A 16,853-nucleotide genomic window follows, 5' to 3' on the forward strand; every position below is an offset into this window, starting at 1 on the left:
GAATCAGTTTTGTGCGTCGTCGCCGTCCGCCGGCGTCACCTTGAACCAGCGCACCGCGCCGCCCTGGGCGTGCAGTACGGTGAAGCGCAGCCCGCCCAGCGTGAAGCTCTCGCCCTTGCGCGGCAGGCGCCCCATCTCATGGGCGACGAGCCCGCCGATGGTCTCGAAGTGCTCGTCCGGGTCGCTGGCCTGCAGCGTGGCGCCAAAGGCCTCGGCCACGCGCTCGATCGGCGTGTCGCCGCTGACGCGCCAGCTGGCGTCGGCCAGCGCGAAGATGTCGCCCTCGTCCTCGGGCTCGTCGAACTCGTCCTCGATCTCGCCGACGATCTGCTCGATCACGTCCTCGAAGGTGATCAGCCCGGCGATGTGGCCGAACTCGTCGATCACGATGGCCAGGTGGTTGCGCGTCACGCGGAACTCGCGCAGCAACTCGTGCAGACCCTTGTTCTCGGGCACGAACAGCGCCGGGCGCACCAGCGTGCGCAGGCTCAGTTGCGGCGAGCGCTGCAGCTTGAGCAAGTCCTTGGCCAGCAGAATGCCGATGATGTTGTCGCGCCCGCCCTGGTAGACCGGAAAGCGCGAATGCGCGGTGCGGATCACCTGGGTGAGCAGGTCGCCCAGCGGCGCCTCGATGTCCAGCATGTCCATGTGGCGCGTGGCTACCAGCACGTCGCCCACGCTCATCACGGCCATGCGCAGCACGCGTTCGAGCATCACGCGCGCGTCGGCGTTGATGACCTCGTTGTCCTCGGCCTCGGCCAGCGTGGCGATCAGCTCATCGGTCGAGTCCGGGCCGGGGTTGATGAATTCCAGCAGTCGCTGCAGGAGGGAGCGCTTGTCGTCCTTGTCGGCGGCGCGCGCAGGGTTGGGGTCGGACACGGGGGCGATTTCGCAGTCGTTGAACAGGGATGCCAAGGATAGCGGATGGACTGCGGCGCTTTGCAGCGGGCCTGCTTCAGGGGCCAATGGATGCACTGGCACCAATAAAAATCGCGGCGAGGGCGCCGCGATGGTCGCTTTACTGCCCGGACTGCTGGCGCGCCTGGGCCACGCCCTGGCGAATTTCCTGCACCTGCTCCAGAAAGCGCCAGAAGTGGCGCGCCTGCTTCTTGAGCTGGTAGTGCGCCTCGCCCAGCTGGTCGGCCACCAGCGCGCCGAAGCGGCTGTCGACCCCGGCCACGGGCAGCTTCAGGTGGGCCTGCGACTCGCTGCCGTCGTGCTGCACGCTGGCGCCGGCGTTGCGTGCAATGCGCAGCATGGCCACGTTCTCGGTCAGCGCGTGGATGAACATCATCCCCACGCCGCGGTTGCGCGCCAGCAGCACCGAGCGGTCGAACAGCCGTGCGCCATGGCCCTTGCCGCGCGCGCGCTCGTGCACCGACACGCCGAACTCGGCGCAGCCCTCGGTGCCCGGCTCCTCGATGAAGGCCACGTGTGCGATGGCGACCAGTTGCAGCGCGTCGTCGAACACGCCCAGCACCTCGTCGCGCTCGAAGTCCAGCATGCGCACATAGCGATTCACCTGCTCGTCGGTGGCCAGGTAGCCAAAGCGCAGGTAGCGGTCGCGCTCGGACAGCTGCAGCAGGTGCTGCTTGATGCGCTCGCGGTGCGACTCGCCCAGGGTGCGGATCGGAGTGAACATGGAGCGCATGGCCAATCCCTTGTGGGGCCGGCGCGATGCGGCCGGATGCGCGCCCTTGGGCGCGGTCTTGACGCTTGGCACCGAAGCGCCGAGCCAGTTGGTCGTAATAGGCATGATGGGGTGATTCTAGGGTTAACCCTAGATTCACGCACGCATTTTGTTGCGATGCACAATTTCTACAGGGGTTTTGTGTAGCACGACAAGCGAAGCCGACAAAGTAATCGGTTGATATGGAAATGGAATCAGGGCGCCGGCGCCTCCAGCCGGCTCAGCATGGCCAGCACCAGCGCCTGCAGTCCATCCACGTCGCCCGCTTCGCCCGCCCCTTCGGGCCGCGCCTGCAACCAGGCGCGCAGCGCCTGTGCCTGCCCTGCCACCGCGGCGTCGGTCGCGGCGCGCCAGGGCGCCAGTACCTGTTCTGGCGCACCCTCGGCCTGCGCCAGATCGGCCTGGCGCGCGGTGGCCAGCCAGTGCAGGCAAGCCAGGCGCACGACGGCCAGCCAGCGCTCGTCGCCGTCGCCGCCCTCTTTTTGCAGCTTGCCGATCAGCCAGCCGGTCATCGTGCCCAGCAGCGCACCGGTGGCCGTGCCCAGGCCCAGCGTCATGCCGCCGCTGCCGATGTCCAGCAGCGCGCCGGCCTTGACGCCCATGGCCGCGCCGGTCGCCGCCCCTGCTGCGGTGCCGGCGGCGCGCAGCGCGGCGTCGGCGTCGCCCACCACTGGCCAGTTGCGGCTGGCAGATGGAGATGCGGGCGCGTGCGGCGGGGCCGCGTCGCCCGCCGCTGGCACGGCCGGGGTGGGCGCGTCAACCGCATACAGCGCCTGCAGCCGCAGATCCAGCGCCTGCAGCAGCTGGGGGTAGCGGCGTTCAAGCTCGGCCGCATCACCCAGCAGCGCGGCGCAGGCGGCCAGGTGCCGGGCCAGCAGTTGGGCAGCCTGGTCCAGCCGGCCCGCTTGCTGCACCTGCCAGGCCGCACGCAGGCGCTGCAGGCGGCTGCACTGCCAGGGCGCGGCCAGCGCCTGTTCCAGCGCCGCCCACGGCAGGTCGTGCCCAGCGCCCGGTGCCGGCCACGCCAGGCGCGGCGCGCCCTGCCAGGCGGCGGGCAGCGCATCGGTCGCGCCCGCGGCTGCCAGCACCGCGTCGACCGCAGGCGCATCGCCGGCGCCATCTGCCGGCACCAGGCACAGGCGGTCGTCGCCCGCGCTCCAGGCGCCGCCCTGCCCGCCGTGGCGCGCCAGCAGCTGGCCCAGCGCCCGGACGCCGGCGGCGTCCGGCACGCCCAGCACCAGGTCACCGGGCAGCACGCCGTGCAGCGCGTCAAAGTCGCTGCTGCCCAGGTCCAGCGTGCAGCGCTGCGCCAGCCGGCGCGCACGCAGCCCCGCCCACAGCGCCAGCAGCAGGCGCGGCAGCACGACGAACAGCACCAGCAGGCCGACGTACATCCACACCCAGCGGCTGGCGGCCACGCCCTGGGCGGCAAAGTTCTGCGCGGCCTCGATGTCGGCCAGCGCCAGCGGCGGCAGGCCCAGCAGCGCCACCGGCAGCGCAAACAGCAGCCGCGCCAGCGCATGCACCGTGGGCGCGTCCAGAAACGTGCTCTCCCAACCGAACTGGTAATGCACCACCAGCCCGCGCAGCAGCAGCGACGCGGCCACACCCACGGCCCAGGCGCCGGCGGCCAGGTGCAGCATGCAGGCCAGGCGCTGGCCCCACAGCGCCTGGGTGCGCGCCCACCAGCGCTGCTCGAAGGCGGCGGCAATGCGCGCCGACGCGCGCTCTCTCGCAGGGCGCCAGCGCGCCAGCGCGGCCAGCAGCGCGCGCAGCAGGCGGGCGGCGCCCGGGCGATGTGCCGCTGCGGCGCCGTCCGGGGCGTCCAGAGCGTCCGGCGGCGGCTTCGCTGCGTCGCCCTGCTCCGCGCGGCCAGAGCGGCGCGGCCACAGCGCGCGCACCAGCAGCAGTGCATAGACCACCAAATTCCAGGCCAGCAGCATTAGCAGCGGCGGCGAGAACAAGTCCACGTGGTGCGCGTTGGCCACCTGGTCGGACAGCAGGCCCAGCAGCAGCGCCAGCGCCGGCACCACGCGCATGCCCCAGTGCGTCCAGGCCCCGGGGCTGCGCAGCGCGGCCACCGTGGCGTTGCGCCCGGCGGCGCGCGCGACGATGGCCTGCGCGCGCTCGCGCACCACGTCGGCCACGCCCGGGCGGGCGACGCCGCGCGCCCGGGCGGCCTGCAGCGCGTCCTGCGTCGCGCGCTCGACCTCCTCGGCGCCCACCCAGCGGTGCGCGCCGTCGCTCGCCTCGATGGCCTGCGCCAGCGTGACGGTGCGCAAGTCCTGCTCGTCGATGCGGATGACCTCGGGGGGCGGCGTAGGGCGCGTCATGGGGCGCAATGGTGCCACTGCCGTGGCGCGTTTTCTCCGCCAGCGGCGTCCGGCGCGTCCAGCAATTGCAGGCAGTGCTGCAGCACCTCGCGGTCAAAGGCCAGCGTGATGTGCGGCACGCCCAGGCGCCAGCGGTTGTCCGCGCCTTCCAGGTGGGCGGTGGACGGCGGGTAGACCACGTTGTCGGCGTTGGACGCCCAGCACACCATGGCGGCGCGCCGCGCCGGCGGCTCCTGCGCTGCCAGTGCGCGCAGCCAGGCGCTGCCCGGCGCCATTTGCACGCCATTGGCGCTGCGCGCGCCGCGTGCCGTCCAGGCCCCGTGGTGCGGCGAGCCAATCGTGACCACGCGGCACGCGCGCGCGTCGGCGTCATGGAACGCCCGCAGCCAGGCGCGAACGGCCAGCCCGCCCATGCTGTGGCCGACGACCAGCGGCGCGCGGCCCGTGGCCTGCGCCACGCGGCGCACCGCCGCGTCGATGGCGGGCGCATAACCATCGATGCCGGCGAACGGCGGCTCCAGCGTCACCGCGACGACCGCGTGGCCGCGCGCACGCAGCAGGCGCAGCCAGGGCGTCCAGAAGCCCCGGTTGCACAGCAAGCCATGCACCAGCACCACGCCGCGCCGCCCGGCCTGGCCCGCCAGCGCGTCGGGCAGCGCGTTGCTGCGAAACGGCTGCCACCAGCCGAAGACCAGCGCCGCCCAGTGCGACTCGCGCGCCCAGGCCGCAATCCACTGCAGCGCGCCGGGCCGCGGCGACGGGTCATGGCGCCCCACCCAGGCGGCCAGCACGAACTGCGGCGCCAGCGCCAGGCGCGACGCCAAGGGCACCAGCACCCACCCGGCCAGCGCCCAGGCGGGCGAGCGCGGCCACCACCACGCCAGCCACAGCGCCAGCACGGTCCAGTGGGCGGCGACCAGCCAGCGTTGCCAACGTGCGTTCATCCGGCTTCTCCATTCCTGTCCTGTGTCGCAAGGGTGACGACGACGGCGCGCCGCTCGGGGCAAGCCCGGTACGCCGCCGCGTGGACCGCGCCCACAATGCGCCGTCATCTTGCCGGGAGTATCCATGGACAACCGCTGGTTCGCGCACTACCCACCGGGCGTGCCCCACACCGTCGACGCAGACGCCTACCCGTCGGTCGCCAGCCTGCTGGAGGAGTCCTTCGCACGCCACGCCGACCAGCCGTTCTCCGTCTGCATGGACCGCTGGATGCGCTACCGCGACCTGGACCGCGAGAGCGCCCGCCTGGCCGCCTGGCTGCAGGGCCTGTACCTGCCCGAGGGCGCGCGCGTGGCCATCATGCTGCCCAACGTGCCGCAGTTCGCCGTCACCATGGCCGGCGTGCTGCGCGCCGGCCACATCTGCGTCAACGTCAACCCGCTGTACACAGCGCGCGAGCTGCGCCACCAGCTGCGCGACTCGGGCGCCAGCGTCATCGTCATCCTGGAGAACTTCGCCCACACCCTGGCCGAGGTGATCGAGGACACGCCGGTGCAGCAAGTCGTCATCGCGTCGATGGGCGACCTGCTCGGCGCCTGGTACGGGCGCTGGATCAGCTTCGCGGTGCGCCACCTGGCAAAAATGGTGCCGGCCTACGAGCTGCCGCTGACCGGCGGCCGCCAGGTGCTGACCTTCAAGCAGGCGCTGAAACTGGGCGCGCGCCGGCGCCTCACGCCGATCGCCGCCCGGCCGGACAGCCCCGCCTTCCTGCAATACACCGGCGGCACCACCGGCCTGTCCAAGGGCGCGGTGCTCACCCAGCGCAACATCATTGCCGCCACGCTGCAGGCTCAAGCCTGGTTTGCGCCGGCGCTGGCGCGCATCGGCGACGCGCGGCGGATCAACAGCATCGCGGCGCTGCCGCTGTACCACATCTTCGCGCTCACGCTGTGCCTGCTGGCGATACGCCAGGGCTCGCACCTGACGCTGATCCCCAACGCGCGCGACATCGACGGCCTGGTCGCCACGCTCAAGAAGCGCCCGTTCCACCTGCTGCCGGCGGTCAACACCCTGTTCAACGCACTCCTTCAGCACCCGCAGTTCGCGCAGGTCGACTTCTCGCAGCTGTGCGTCTCGCAGGCCGGCGGCATGGCCGCCTCGCAGGCAACGGCGCGCCAGTGGCAGAAGGTGACCGGCAGCGTGATGATCGAAGGCTGGGGCATGAGCGAGACCTGCGCCATCGGCACCAACAACCCGGTCAACGCCACCCAGTTCAGCGGCAGCATCGGCTACCCGCTGCCGGGCATCGAGGTCGCGATCAAGGACGACCAGGGCCACGACCTGCCGCTGGGCCAGCCCGGCGAGGTCTGCATCCGCGGCCCCAACGTCACGCCCGGCTACTGGCAGCACCCCGAGGAAAACACCCGTGCCTTTACCCCCGATGGCTGGCTGCGCACCGGCGACGTCGGCGTGATGGACGACGGCGGCGCCACGCACATCGTCGACCGCAAGAAGGACATGATCGTCGTCAGCGGCTTCAACGTGTACCCCAACGAGCTGGAGCAGGTCATCGCCCAGTGCCCCGGCGTGCTCGAATGCGCCGCCATCGGCGTGCCCGACGAGAAGCAGGGCGAGGCAATCAAGGTCTTCGTCGTGCGCAGCCAGCCGTCGCTGAGCGAAGACGACGTGCTGCGCTACTGCCACGACCAGCTCACCGGCTACAAGCGCCCGCGCTCGATCGAGTTCCGCGACGAGCTGCCCAAGACCAACGTCGGCAAGATTTTGCGGCGCGAGCTGCGGGGTTGATGGGGCTTTGGGGTGGCGGCCGCACTGCCGTTGGCCAGCAGCCGCCCAGGCCTGGGTTACAACCACCGGCAACCATCCATCGCGCGCCTTCACGACAAGAGAGACAAGCCATGCCCCCTCAGCACCCCCTCCTGCCCGCCGACGTCACCGTACTCGAACGCAGCTGGCTGTCGGCCAACAACATACTGCTGACCGACGCGCACGAAACCGTGCTGGTCGACAGCGGCTACTGCACCGACGCGGCGCAGACTGTTGCGCTGGTCGAGCAGGCGCTGGACGGGCGGCCTCTCACGCGCCTGCTCAACACCCATTTGCACAGCGACCACTGCGGCGGCAACGCCGCGCTGCAGGCGCGCTGGCCGCAGGTACGCACCACCATTCCGCCCGGGCAATTCGCCGCCGTGCGCGACTGGGACGAGGCCAGGCTGAGCTACGAAGCCACCGGCCAGCAATGCCCGCGCTTTCGCGCCGACGACGAGCTGCTGCCGGACGGCACCGTGCTGCTTGCCGGCCGCCCCTGGCAGGTGCACGCCGCACCCGGGCACGACAACGACGCGGTGCTGCTGTTCCAGGCCGGCACGCGGGTGTTGATCTCGGGCGACGCGCTGTGGCAGAACGGCTTTGGCGTCGTCTTCCCCGAGCTCGACCACATTCCCGGCTTTGCCCAGGTGGGCGCCACGCTGGACCTGATCGAGCAGCTGCAGCCGGCCGTCGTCATTCCGGGCCACGGCCCGGTGTTCGACGACGTGGACACGGCGCTGGCCATCGCCCGCCGCCGCCTGGCCGGCTTCGTGGCCGACCCGCAGCGCCACGCGCGCCACGCAGCCAAGGTGCTGCTGAAATACAAGCTGATCGAGTGGCAGCACATTGCATTGCCGGACGCGCTGGCCTGGCTGGCCGGCACGCCCTACTTCGTGCGCCTGCACGACGAGCACTTTGCCGACCACGGCCTGCACGACTGGTCGCTGGCGCTGGTACAAGAACTTGCGCAGGCCGGCGCCGCCCGGCTTGAAGACGGCGTGCTGCACGACAGCTGACCCGGGTCGATCCGCGCCGTTCTCGCGTCCGCGCAACACGCCACAACCCGGTATCGAGGCGCAGGCCGGAGTCCAGAAAACAAGAAGCCGGCTCCTCCCGCCCACGTTGCCCTGCGGCAACAAACGAATCAGTACAAACCCGTAGACGCACCACGCCTGCCGTGATTTTCCCGATATTTTCACTAATGCGACTGATTCGTATCAATAATCCGCGGCGTATTCCCCGGCCTTTGAACAGAGACTCCACATGAACAATTCTTCCTATTTGAAAAAGCCACGCAGCCTGCGCCTGGTGGGCGTCGCCGCCGCGCTGCTGCCGCTGGGCGCGCTGGCGCAGACCGCCCAGCCCGCCGCAGCCGCCGAGCAGGCCGCATCGCACCAGCTGCCCACCGTGACGGTGCAGGAGCAGGCGATCGACCCCAACCCCAACGCCGAGGTCGGCGCGCCCTACAAGGCCAAAACCTCGGCCGACACGCGCCACACCCGCCCGCTGGCGGAGACGCCGCAGACCATCTCGGTCATCACCAAGACCGCCATCGACGACTCGGGCGCCACCGACTTGAAGCAGATCCTGGCCACGCAGCCGGGCATCACGCTGGGCACGGGCGAGAACGGCAACGCCTTTGGCGACCGCTACATCATCCGCGGCCAGGAGGCCAAGAGCGATGTCTTCGTCGACGGCCTGCGCGACCCCGGCATGACCACGCGCGAGAGCTTTGCGATGGAGCAGGTGGAGATCACCAAGGGCCCCAACTCCAGCTTTGCCGGGCGCGGCTCGGCCGGCGGCGCCGTCAACGCCGTGACCAAGCAGGCCACGCTGGACTACGACTTCACCCGCGCCAGCATCGGCCTGGGCACCGACAGCCACCACCGCCTGACCATGGACATGAACAAGGGCTTTGGCGACAGCTTTGCGCTGCGCGCCAACGCGTTGGTCGCCGGCGAGGACGTGCCCGACCGCGGCCCGTCGCGCCGCACGCGCAACGGCCTGGCGCTGTCGGGCCTGTGGCAGGCCAATGACGACCTGTCGGTCACGCTGGACTACTACGGCCTGCGTGCCAAGGACAAGCGGCCCGACCTGGGCGGCTTTCTGGTGGGCGATACGCCCAATCGCCGCCCTGCCAAGGGCGTGCCTGTCTACGCACAGGACAATGACTTCATGAACTCCGATGTGGATACCGGCACGGCTCGCATCAACTACCGCTTTACCCCCGATCTCAGGCTGACCAGCCTGACACGCTACGGCACCTCGGATAACGGCTACGCGACCACGGGTGCATCGTTCAATGCCTTTGCGGGGCGCCCGGCCCTGGACGGCGGCCATACCGGCTGGCAGGAGGTGAAGTACTTTGCCCACCAGGACAACCTGCGCTGGGACAAGGAAATCGGTGGTCTCAAGCACGAGTTCATCTTCAGCTTCGAATACACCGACCACAAGGTCAAATCCGGCAACTACGGCGTCACGACCACAGGTACTCCAAACTGCACCGTCTCGGGCCGTGATGGCACGCTGCAGCCTGGTTTCTGCATCACCGACGTGGACGGCGTTGCATTACCCAATATTGGCGGCCTGACCGGGCGCACCTACACGCGCCGTGGCATGACGCGTGACTGGAGCGTCAAGACCTTTGCACTGTCGGCCATGGACACCGTGGATCTGACCGACCGCTGGACCGCGTTTGGCGGCATCCGCGCCGACCACTACGACCTGAGCCTGCTCACCTACAACAACACCACGGGTGCGCAGACCGGCGACTACGGCTTCAACGACACGCTGGTGAATGGTCACTTCGGCCTGAGCTACAAGATCAATCCGTTCGGCATGGTCTACGGCAGCATCAGCTCTGCCCAGGACATCAACGGCGGCGAGGCAGACACCGGCACCAGCAGCGGCTACGGCGGTCTGGTGATCCATGACGGCAAGGCGGCCGGCGCCAAGCCCGAGACCTCGATCAACCTGGAGCTGGGCACCAAGTGGAACCTGCTGGACGACAAGCTGCTGGCCACCGCCGCCATCTTCCAGACCACCAAGAGCGACGTGATGGAGGGCGCCGACTACGACACCGTGGGCACCTTCAACACCGGCAAGAACCGCGTGCGCGGCATCGAGCTGGGGCTGGCGGGCAACGTCACGCCCAAGCTGCAGATGCAGGCCGGCGTGACCTTCATGAAATCCAAGGTGCTGGAGTCGAACACGCCAGCCAACGTTGGCCATCCGCTGTCCAACTTTGCCGACCGCTCGGCGGCCATCCAGGGCAAGTACCAACTGACGCCCAACTTCGCCTTTGGCGCGATTGCCCGCTACGAGAGCAGCAAGTGCGGCGGCCAGCCCGACACCGGTGCAGGCTTCAACGCAGCCGGCTACTGCTCGCAGCCGATACCCAGCTTCAGCGTCTACGACCTGTTTGCCACCTACAAGATCAACAAGCATGCCGACCTGCGCCTGAACGTGCTCAACGCGACCAACAAGGACTACTACACGGCGGTCTACCGCTCGGGCGCCTTTCTGTACAAGGGCGACGCGCGCGCGGTGCGGCTGACGCTGAACCTGGACTTCTGAAGCAGCGCATCCGCCGCTGGGCGCGTGAGCGCTCACCCTGAAAAGCAGGCCACCCGCCCCACCCCGGAGCGCGTGGCCTGCGGTTTTTCAGCGCCTTGCATGGGGCCGGCATGGCGGCTCGGGCGTCGCAGGCCCCCACCCCTGCCCTCCCCCAAAGGGGGAGGGAGAAAATCCGCGCTGCGCTGCGTCAATGACCGACACCGCGCGCTCGCCTACCATCGCCCGTTCATCTCTTTCCCCGCCATGAACCCTCCCGACCGCATTCCCGCCGGCATTTACAACGCCATCGACTACGAGCGCCTGGCGCCGCAGGCGATGGACGCGGGCCGCCATGCCTACGTGGCCGGCGGCTGCGGCTGGGACAGCACGGTGGCGGCCAACCGCTCGGCGTTCGGGCGCTGGCACATCGTGCCGCGGCTGCTGCGCGACGTGCGCGCCGGCCACACGCGGCTGGCGCTGGGCGGGCTGGATCTGCCCCACCCGCTGCTGCTGGCGCCGGTGGCGCACCAGCGGCTGGCGCACCCGCAGGCCGAGATGGCCACGGCGCGCGCGGCGGCCGCCACCGGCACGCTGATGGTGGCGAGCACCCTGTCGTCGTGCACGCTGGAGGACATTGCCGCCGCCTGCGGGCCGGCGCGCTGGTTTCAGCTCTATCTGCAACCGCGCCGCGAGGACTCGCTGGCGCTGGTGCAGCGCGCCGAGGCCGCGGGCTACCGCGCCATCGTGCTGACGCTGGACGCCAGCATCCAGCTGGCCAGCCGCAGCGCGCTGGCCGCGGGCTTTGCCATGCCGCCCGATTGCACGCCCGCCAATCTGGCCGGCCTTGCCCCGCCCCAGGTGCCGGCGCTGGCCGAGGGCGACAGCCGCATCTTCCAGGGCGCAATGCGCCACGCCCCCACCTGGGACGACCTGCGCTGGCTGCTGGCGCGCACCCGCCTGCCGGTGTGGGTCAAGGGCGTGCTGCACCCGCAGGACGCGGTGGCGCTCAAGGACGCCGGCTGCGCCGGCCTAATCGTCTCCAACCACGGCGGGCGCAGCCTGGACGGTGCGCCGGCCAGCCTCGCCCAGCTGCCGGCCGTGCGCGCCGCCGTGGGCGGCGGCTACCCGCTGCTGATGGACGGCGGCATCCGCAGTGGCGCCGACGCCTTCAAGACACTGGCGCTGGGCGCCAACGCGGTGCTCGTCGGCCGGCTGCAGATGTACGCGCTGGCCTGCGCCGGCGCGCTGGGCGTGGCCCACATGCTGCAGCTCTTGACCGAAGAGCTGCATGCGACGATGGCTCAGGCCGGCTGCGCCCAGCTTTGCGACATCACCCCCGACACCCTCACCCCTGCACTGCCATGCTGATCTCGATCGACAACGTACTGACCAAAACCGAAGTGGCGCAGTTTCGCGCCGAGCTGGACGCCGCCGCCTGGATCGAGGGCGCCCGCACCGCCGGCACGCTGGCCAAGGCGGTCAAGCGCAACCAGCAGATTGACGACGCCAGCGCACTGGCCACGCGCCTGGGCCAGGCCATACTGCGCCGCCTGGCCGAGACGCCGCTGTTCATCAGCGCCGCGCTGCCGCGCACCATCTACCCGCCGAAGTTCAACCGCTACGCCGGCGGCGGCCAGTACGGCGCGCACGTGGACAGCGCGCTGATGTACCTGCCCGGCACCAGCGAGCAGATGCGCACCGACCTGTCGGCCACGCTGTTCCTGGCCGAGCCCGATGAGTACGACGGCGGCGAGCTGGAGGTGGAAGGGCCGTTCGGCGTGCAGGCGGTCAAGCTGGCGGCGGGCGGCATGGTGCTCTACCCCGCAACCAGCCTGCACCGCGTGACCCCGGTGACGCGCGGCGCGCGCGTCGCCTCGTTCTTCTGGATCGAAAGCCTGGTGGCTGACGAGGGCGAGCGCACGCTGCTGTTCGACCTGGACCAGTCCATCCAGCAGCTGACCCCGCTGGTCGCGCCCGACGACATGCGGCTGGTGCAGCTGACCGGCGTGTACCACAACCTGCTGCGCCGCTGGGCCAAGGCGTAAGAGCGTGTTTACGATCTCTGTTTGATCATTCTTCCCCGTCATACCGGCGAAAGAACGTCACCCCGGACTCTGATCCGGGGCCGGTATCCAGCCCTCGCAGTGAAGGAGGCGTCGTCGCTGGATTGCGGCTTTCGCCGCAATGACGGAATAAGGGAATTCCTGTCTTTGGGTGGGTAGCGAGCTGCGGAAAGATCGTGAGCACGCTCCAAAGCAGCAGGCATCGCGGCAAGGACGCCGCTCCCACAGGATTTTTCAGGCGCCGCAGGAGGCCAGCGCCTGGCCGCGATGAAATGAAGGTGCCGATGGCTTGCAGGCGGGCTCCATGAAAGACGATGAACGGGTTTCAAGCGCTTTCACGCCAGGATCAAAAAAACATGCAACCCGGGCGCCCGCGCTTGTCCTACAGTGGCTCCCATGACAAGCCAAGACCCCACCACCACGCCCTCTCCGACGCCCGCCGAACGCACGGCGCGCCAGCGCGAAGTCGTCGACGCGCTGTCCGCTTGCGTGCCGCCGGATGCGCTGCTGTGGCACGCCGAGGACACCACGCCCTACGAATGCGACGGCCTGACCGCCTACCGCCAGCGCCCGCTGGTCGTGTGCCTGCCCGAGACCGAGGCACAGGTGCAGGCCGTGCTGCGCGCCTGCCACCGCCTGGGTGTTCCGGTGGTGGCGCGCGGCGCGGGCACCGGGCTGTCGGGCGGCGCGCTGCCGCACGCCATGGGCGTGACGCTGTCGCTGGCGCGCTTCAACCGCATCCTGGAGGTCAACCCCCACAGCCGCACCGCGCGCGTGCAGTGCGGCGTGCGCAACCTGGCGATCAGCGAGGCGGCGGCGCAGTACGGCCTGTACTACGCGCCCGACCCGAGCAGCCAGATCGCCTGCACCATTGGCGGCAACGTGGCCGAGAACTCGGGCGGCGTGCACTGCCTGAAGTACGGGCTGACGGTGCACAACGTGCTGGCGGTGCGCGGCTACACGATGGAGGGCGAGCCGGCCACCTTTGGCAGCGCGGCGCTGGACGCGCCGGGCCTGGACCTGCTGGCCGCGGTGATCGGCAGCGAAGGCATGCTGGCCGTGGCGCTGGAGGTGACGGTGCGCCTGACGCCCAAGCCGCAGCTGGCGCGCTGCATCATGGCCAGCTTTGACGACGTGCGCCGCGCCGGCGACGCGGTGGCCGCGGTGATTGCGGCCGGCATCATCCCGGCGGGGCTGGAGATGATGGACAAGCCGATGACCGCCGCCGTCGAGGACTTCGTCAAGGCCGGCTACGACCTGGACGCCGAGGCGATTTTGCTGTGCGAGAGCGACGGCACGCCCGAGGAGGTCGAGGAAGAGATTGCCCGCATGAGCGAGGTGCTGCGCGGCGCCGGCGCCACGCAGATCGCGGTGAGCGAAAGCGAGGAGGAGCGCCTGCGCTTCTGGAGCGGGCGCAAGAACGCATTTCCGGCCAGCGGGCGCATCAGCCCCGACTACATGTGCATGGACTCGACCATCCCGCGCAAGCGCCTGGCCGACATCCTGCTGGCCATCCAGGAGATGGAGAAGAAATACCGGCTGCGCTGCTGCAACGTGTTCCACGCGGGCGACGGCAACCTGCACCCGCTGATCCTGTTCGACGCCAACGATCCCGACGAGCTGCGCCGCTGCGAAGCGTTTGGCGCCGACATCCTGGAGACCAGCGTGGCCATGGGCGGCACGGTGACCGGCGAGCACGGCGTGGGCGTGGAGAAGCTCAGCAGCATGTGCGCGCAGTTCACCGCCGACGAGAACGCGCAGATGCTGGCGCTGAAAGACGCGTTCGACCCGGCCGGCCTGCTCAACCCGGGCAAGGCCATCCCGACGCTGCAGCGCTGCATTGCCGACGGCAAGATGCTGGTGCGCGGCGGACGGCTGCCGTTCGCCGGGCTGGAGCGCTTCTGATGGCAACGCCCGACCCCAGCCTGGACGGCCTCAAGGGCATGGCCTGGCTGCTGGCGCTGCAGTCGCTCGGCGAGGTGCTGGCGCATGCGCTGAAACTGCCGTTCCCCGGCCCGGTGATCGGCATGGTGTTGCTGCTGGGCCTGCTGGCCCAGCCCACGGTGCGCCGCCACGTAGGCACCTGCGCCGAGTTTCTGCTGCGCCACCTGTCGCTGCTGTTCGTGCCGGTGGGCGTGGGCGTAATGGCCCACCTGGGCCTGCTGGCCACCTACGGCGTGCGCATCCTGGTGGTCATCACGCTGTCGACCTGGGCCGGCATGGCGGCCACCGTGTGGGTCTTGCGCGCCACCGGCCGGCGCGCCGCGCCCGGTGAGGGAGCGCCGCGCTGATGCCCAATTTCGTTGCGCTGTGGATTTACCTGGCGTCCAAGCCGCTGTTCGGGCTGACCGCCACGCTGGTGGTCTACGTGCTGGCCATGGGCTTTTACCGCCGCAGCCACCAGGCCGCCTGGGCCAACCCGGTGCTGTGGAGCATGGTGGTGCTGACCGGCGCGCTGCTGCTGACCGGCGTGGACTACGAGACCTATTTCGCCGGCGCCCAGTTCATCCACTTTTTGCTGGGCCCGGCCGTCGTCGCGCTGGGCTGGCCGCTGTTCGAGCGCCTGGGCGAGCTGCGCGCGCACTGGCACCGCATTCTGCTGGGCGCGCTGGTGGGCGGCAGCGTGGCCGCGGCGTCGGCCGTGATCCTGGGCAAGCTGATGGGACTGCCGCACGACGTGCTGCTGTCGCTGGCGCCCAAGTCGGTCACCGCGCCGGTGGCCATGGGCATTGCCGAGAAGATTGGCGGCATTCCGGCGCTGGCAGCCTTTTTTGCCGTGCCCACCGGCGTGATAGGCGCGGTGAGCGCGCGCTTCCTGTACCGGCGCATGGGTTTTGGCAACAGCGAGGAGGACTGGCGCATCCGCGGCTTCGGCCTGGGCACGGCCTCGCACGGCATTGGCGCGGCGCACGCGCTGCAGGTGCACCCCAGCGCCGGCGCCTACGCCGGCCTGGCGCTGGGCCTGCAGGTGCTGCTGGCCGCGCTCTTGATGCCGCTGGTGTTTCGCTGGCTGCCGGCTTCGTTGTTCTGAAATCCGCTCAAGCGGCCTGCGCCTGCGACTGGCGCAGATACGCACGCAGCTCGTCGTAGCCGCCGACGTGGTGGGCATCTTCGCCGCTGCGCACAAAAATCTGCGGCAGGCCGCGCACCGGCCGGCCGACCCTGGCCTGCAGCGCCTCGGCGCTGTAGTCGGCGTCCAGCTTGAGCAATTGGTGCGCCAGCGACTGGATCTGGCACAGCATGCGCGCACGCTCGCAGTTCACGCAGCCGTCCTTGCCGTAGATGATGATTTCCATGAAGTTCTCCTGGTGAGGGTGGGAATGGGAATGGGTCAGAAATCCACGTCGAAGACGAGGTTCTCGTCGGTGCGGCGCATTACGCCGACCTTGTAGGCGGCAATGTCCTGCTCCTGCGGCGAGGCCTGGGTCTTGGAGATGTTGAGCCACTTCTCCATGAACTTCAGCGGGTTGTGCGCGGGCAGTGGGTAGCGCTCGGTCGTCAGGCCAAACAGCTGGTAGACGTCCTTGGCGCAGTACAGCGTCCAGGCCGACAGGCGCTCGGCGTTCATGCCGACGAGCTCGCGCCCTTCGGAGAACAGGTAGGCTATCCAGCGCAGCTCGCTGTCGATCACTTCCTCGATCATTTTTTCGATCTGCGGACGGCACTGGGCAAACGCCGCCTGGCCGCGCTCGGTGGCCAGTTCGTTCTTGAGCACGGCGCGGTCGAGCTCGACGTGGATTTCCAGCTCGTCCTGCGCGATCTTCTGGATGGCCTTGCCGATCGGCTGGAACAGGCCGGTATCGCAGATGGCGAAGGTGACGGCAAAGCTGGCCATGAACTGGATGCGCTCCATGCACAGCAGCGCGACGATGGTCATGAACACCGCGTTGTAGGTGGCCTGGTCGTTGGCGATCTGGCCCAGGGCGTATTTGTGCGAGGCCTCGTAGCCGGCGGCAAAGGCGCGCGCCACCTCGCCCAGGCGCTCGTGCGCCTCCTGCACGCGCAGGATTTCGTCCAGGATGACGCTGGGATCGTCGAACGAGTTGCGCACGATCTCTGAATAGGTGGCGGCGTGCACCACCTCGTTGTCCGAGATGCGCTGCCAGGCGGCCCACAGCTCGCTGGAGGTGATGAAGGGCGCGAGCACCGGCGCGATGGCGCGGGACGCCACCGAGTCGGCCTCCCACTGCCAGGCCAGCGTCTTGATCATCATGTCGTAGGTGGCGCGCGAGCAGCTCTTGAAGTCGGCGTTGCACGACGAGTAGTCGAACTCGTTCTCGTCCCAGTCCAGCGACTTCTGCGCCTTGTAGAGCTTCCAGATCTCGGGGTAGTGGCGGTTGACGGTGTCGAACAGGCCAGGGCGCTGGCCCAAGAGCAGCAGCGGCTTTTCGTAGTCGGTCTTGTCGTAGTTGAAGACGGTCTCAAGCATGGTGTGTCCTCGCA

Annotated in this window: 14 protein-coding genes; 8 read left to right on the forward strand and 6 right to left on the reverse strand. The window is 69.6% G+C overall.

Annotated elements, in window-relative coordinates:
* Positions 1-3: 3 nt before the first annotated feature.
* From ABD767_RS10190 to ABD767_RS10205, 4 genes are all read right to left on the reverse strand, one after another.
* Positions 4-879, reverse strand: a complete 876-nt coding sequence (locus ABD767_RS10190; RefSeq protein WP_103046213.1) for a transporter associated domain-containing protein — start codon at positions 877-879, stop codon at positions 4-6.
* Positions 880-1,018: 139 nt separating this feature from the next.
* Positions 1,019-1,756: a GNAT family N-acetyltransferase gene (locus ABD767_RS10195; protein ID WP_103046204.1), complete on the reverse strand. Its 738-nt coding sequence runs from the start codon at positions 1,754-1,756 to the stop codon at positions 1,019-1,021.
* Between the two features lie 128 nt (positions 1,757-1,884).
* Entirely contained in the window at positions 1,885-4,023 is a 2,139-nt protein-coding gene (locus ABD767_RS10200; protein ID WP_103046264.1) for a DUF2868 domain-containing protein, read from the reverse strand.
* Positions 4,020-4,967, reverse strand: coding sequence for an alpha/beta fold hydrolase (locus tag ABD767_RS10205; protein ID WP_103046263.1), 948 nt, complete (start codon positions 4,965-4,967; stop codon positions 4,020-4,022). The genes ABD767_RS10200 and ABD767_RS10205 overlap by 4 nt, the downstream gene beginning before the upstream one ends.
* Before the next feature lie 124 nt (positions 4,968-5,091).
* Between ABD767_RS10205 and ABD767_RS10210 the strand changes: the two genes are divergently transcribed.
* The 8 genes from ABD767_RS10210 to ABD767_RS10245 all read left to right on the forward strand — a co-directional run bounded on the left by ABD767_RS10210 (position 5,092) and on the right by ABD767_RS10245 (position 15,441).
* A complete protein-coding gene (locus ABD767_RS10210; protein ID WP_103046262.1) occupies positions 5,092-6,771 on the forward strand; it encodes an AMP-binding protein in 1,680 nt (559 codons plus the stop codon).
* 110 nt (positions 6,772-6,881) lie between these two features.
* A complete protein-coding gene (locus ABD767_RS10215) occupies positions 6,882-7,808 on the forward strand; it encodes an MBL fold metallo-hydrolase (protein ID WP_103046261.1) in 927 nt (308 codons plus the stop codon).
* 247 nt (positions 7,809-8,055) lie between these two features.
* A complete protein-coding gene (locus tag ABD767_RS10220) occupies positions 8,056-10,368 on the forward strand; it encodes a TonB-dependent receptor domain-containing protein (RefSeq protein ID WP_103046260.1) in 2,313 nt (770 codons plus the stop codon).
* Positions 10,369-10,611: 243 nt separating this feature from the next.
* On the forward strand, positions 10,612-11,715 hold the full coding sequence (locus ABD767_RS10225) for an alpha-hydroxy-acid oxidizing protein (protein ID WP_103046259.1): 1,104 nt from the start codon (positions 10,612-10,614) through the stop codon (positions 11,713-11,715).
* Complete coding sequence (locus ABD767_RS10230) at positions 11,709-12,392, forward strand: Fe2+-dependent dioxygenase (RefSeq protein WP_103046258.1); 684 nt, start codon at positions 11,709-11,711, stop codon at positions 12,390-12,392. The genes ABD767_RS10225 and ABD767_RS10230 overlap by 7 nt, the downstream gene beginning before the upstream one ends.
* Before the next feature lie 414 nt (positions 12,393-12,806).
* The gene (locus ABD767_RS10235; protein WP_103046415.1) at positions 12,807-14,315 is read left to right on the forward strand and encodes an FAD-linked oxidase C-terminal domain-containing protein; all 1,509 of its coding nucleotides are present in this window, start codon (positions 12,807-12,809) and stop codon (positions 14,313-14,315) included.
* Positions 14,316-14,335: 20 nt separating this feature from the next.
* On the forward strand, positions 14,336-14,701 hold the full coding sequence (locus ABD767_RS10240) for a CidA/LrgA family protein (RefSeq protein WP_425549912.1): 366 nt from the start codon (positions 14,336-14,338) through the stop codon (positions 14,699-14,701).
* Positions 14,701-15,441 (forward strand): LrgB family protein, encoded by a 741-nt coding sequence (locus tag ABD767_RS10245; RefSeq protein WP_103046417.1) that lies wholly within the window; start codon positions 14,701-14,703, stop codon positions 15,439-15,441. Before ABD767_RS10240 ends, ABD767_RS10245 begins: the two co-directional genes overlap by 1 nt.
* A gap of 7 nt (positions 15,442-15,448) precedes the next feature.
* On the opposite strand, the gene ABD767_RS10250 is transcribed toward ABD767_RS10245, so the two are convergent.
* A complete protein-coding gene (locus tag ABD767_RS10250; RefSeq protein ID WP_103046418.1) occupies positions 15,449-15,706 on the reverse strand; it encodes a glutaredoxin domain-containing protein in 258 nt (85 codons plus the stop codon).
* Between the two features lie 35 nt (positions 15,707-15,741).
* Entirely contained in the window at positions 15,742-16,839 is a 1,098-nt protein-coding gene (locus ABD767_RS10255) for a ribonucleotide-diphosphate reductase subunit beta (protein WP_103046419.1), read from the reverse strand.
* Between the last annotated feature and the right edge of the window lie 14 nt (positions 16,840-16,853).

This window comes from Comamonas faecalis, from assembly GCF_039538025.1.
GTDB classification, from domain to species: Bacteria; Pseudomonadota; Gammaproteobacteria; order Burkholderiales; family Burkholderiaceae_C; genus Comamonas_C; species Comamonas_C faecalis.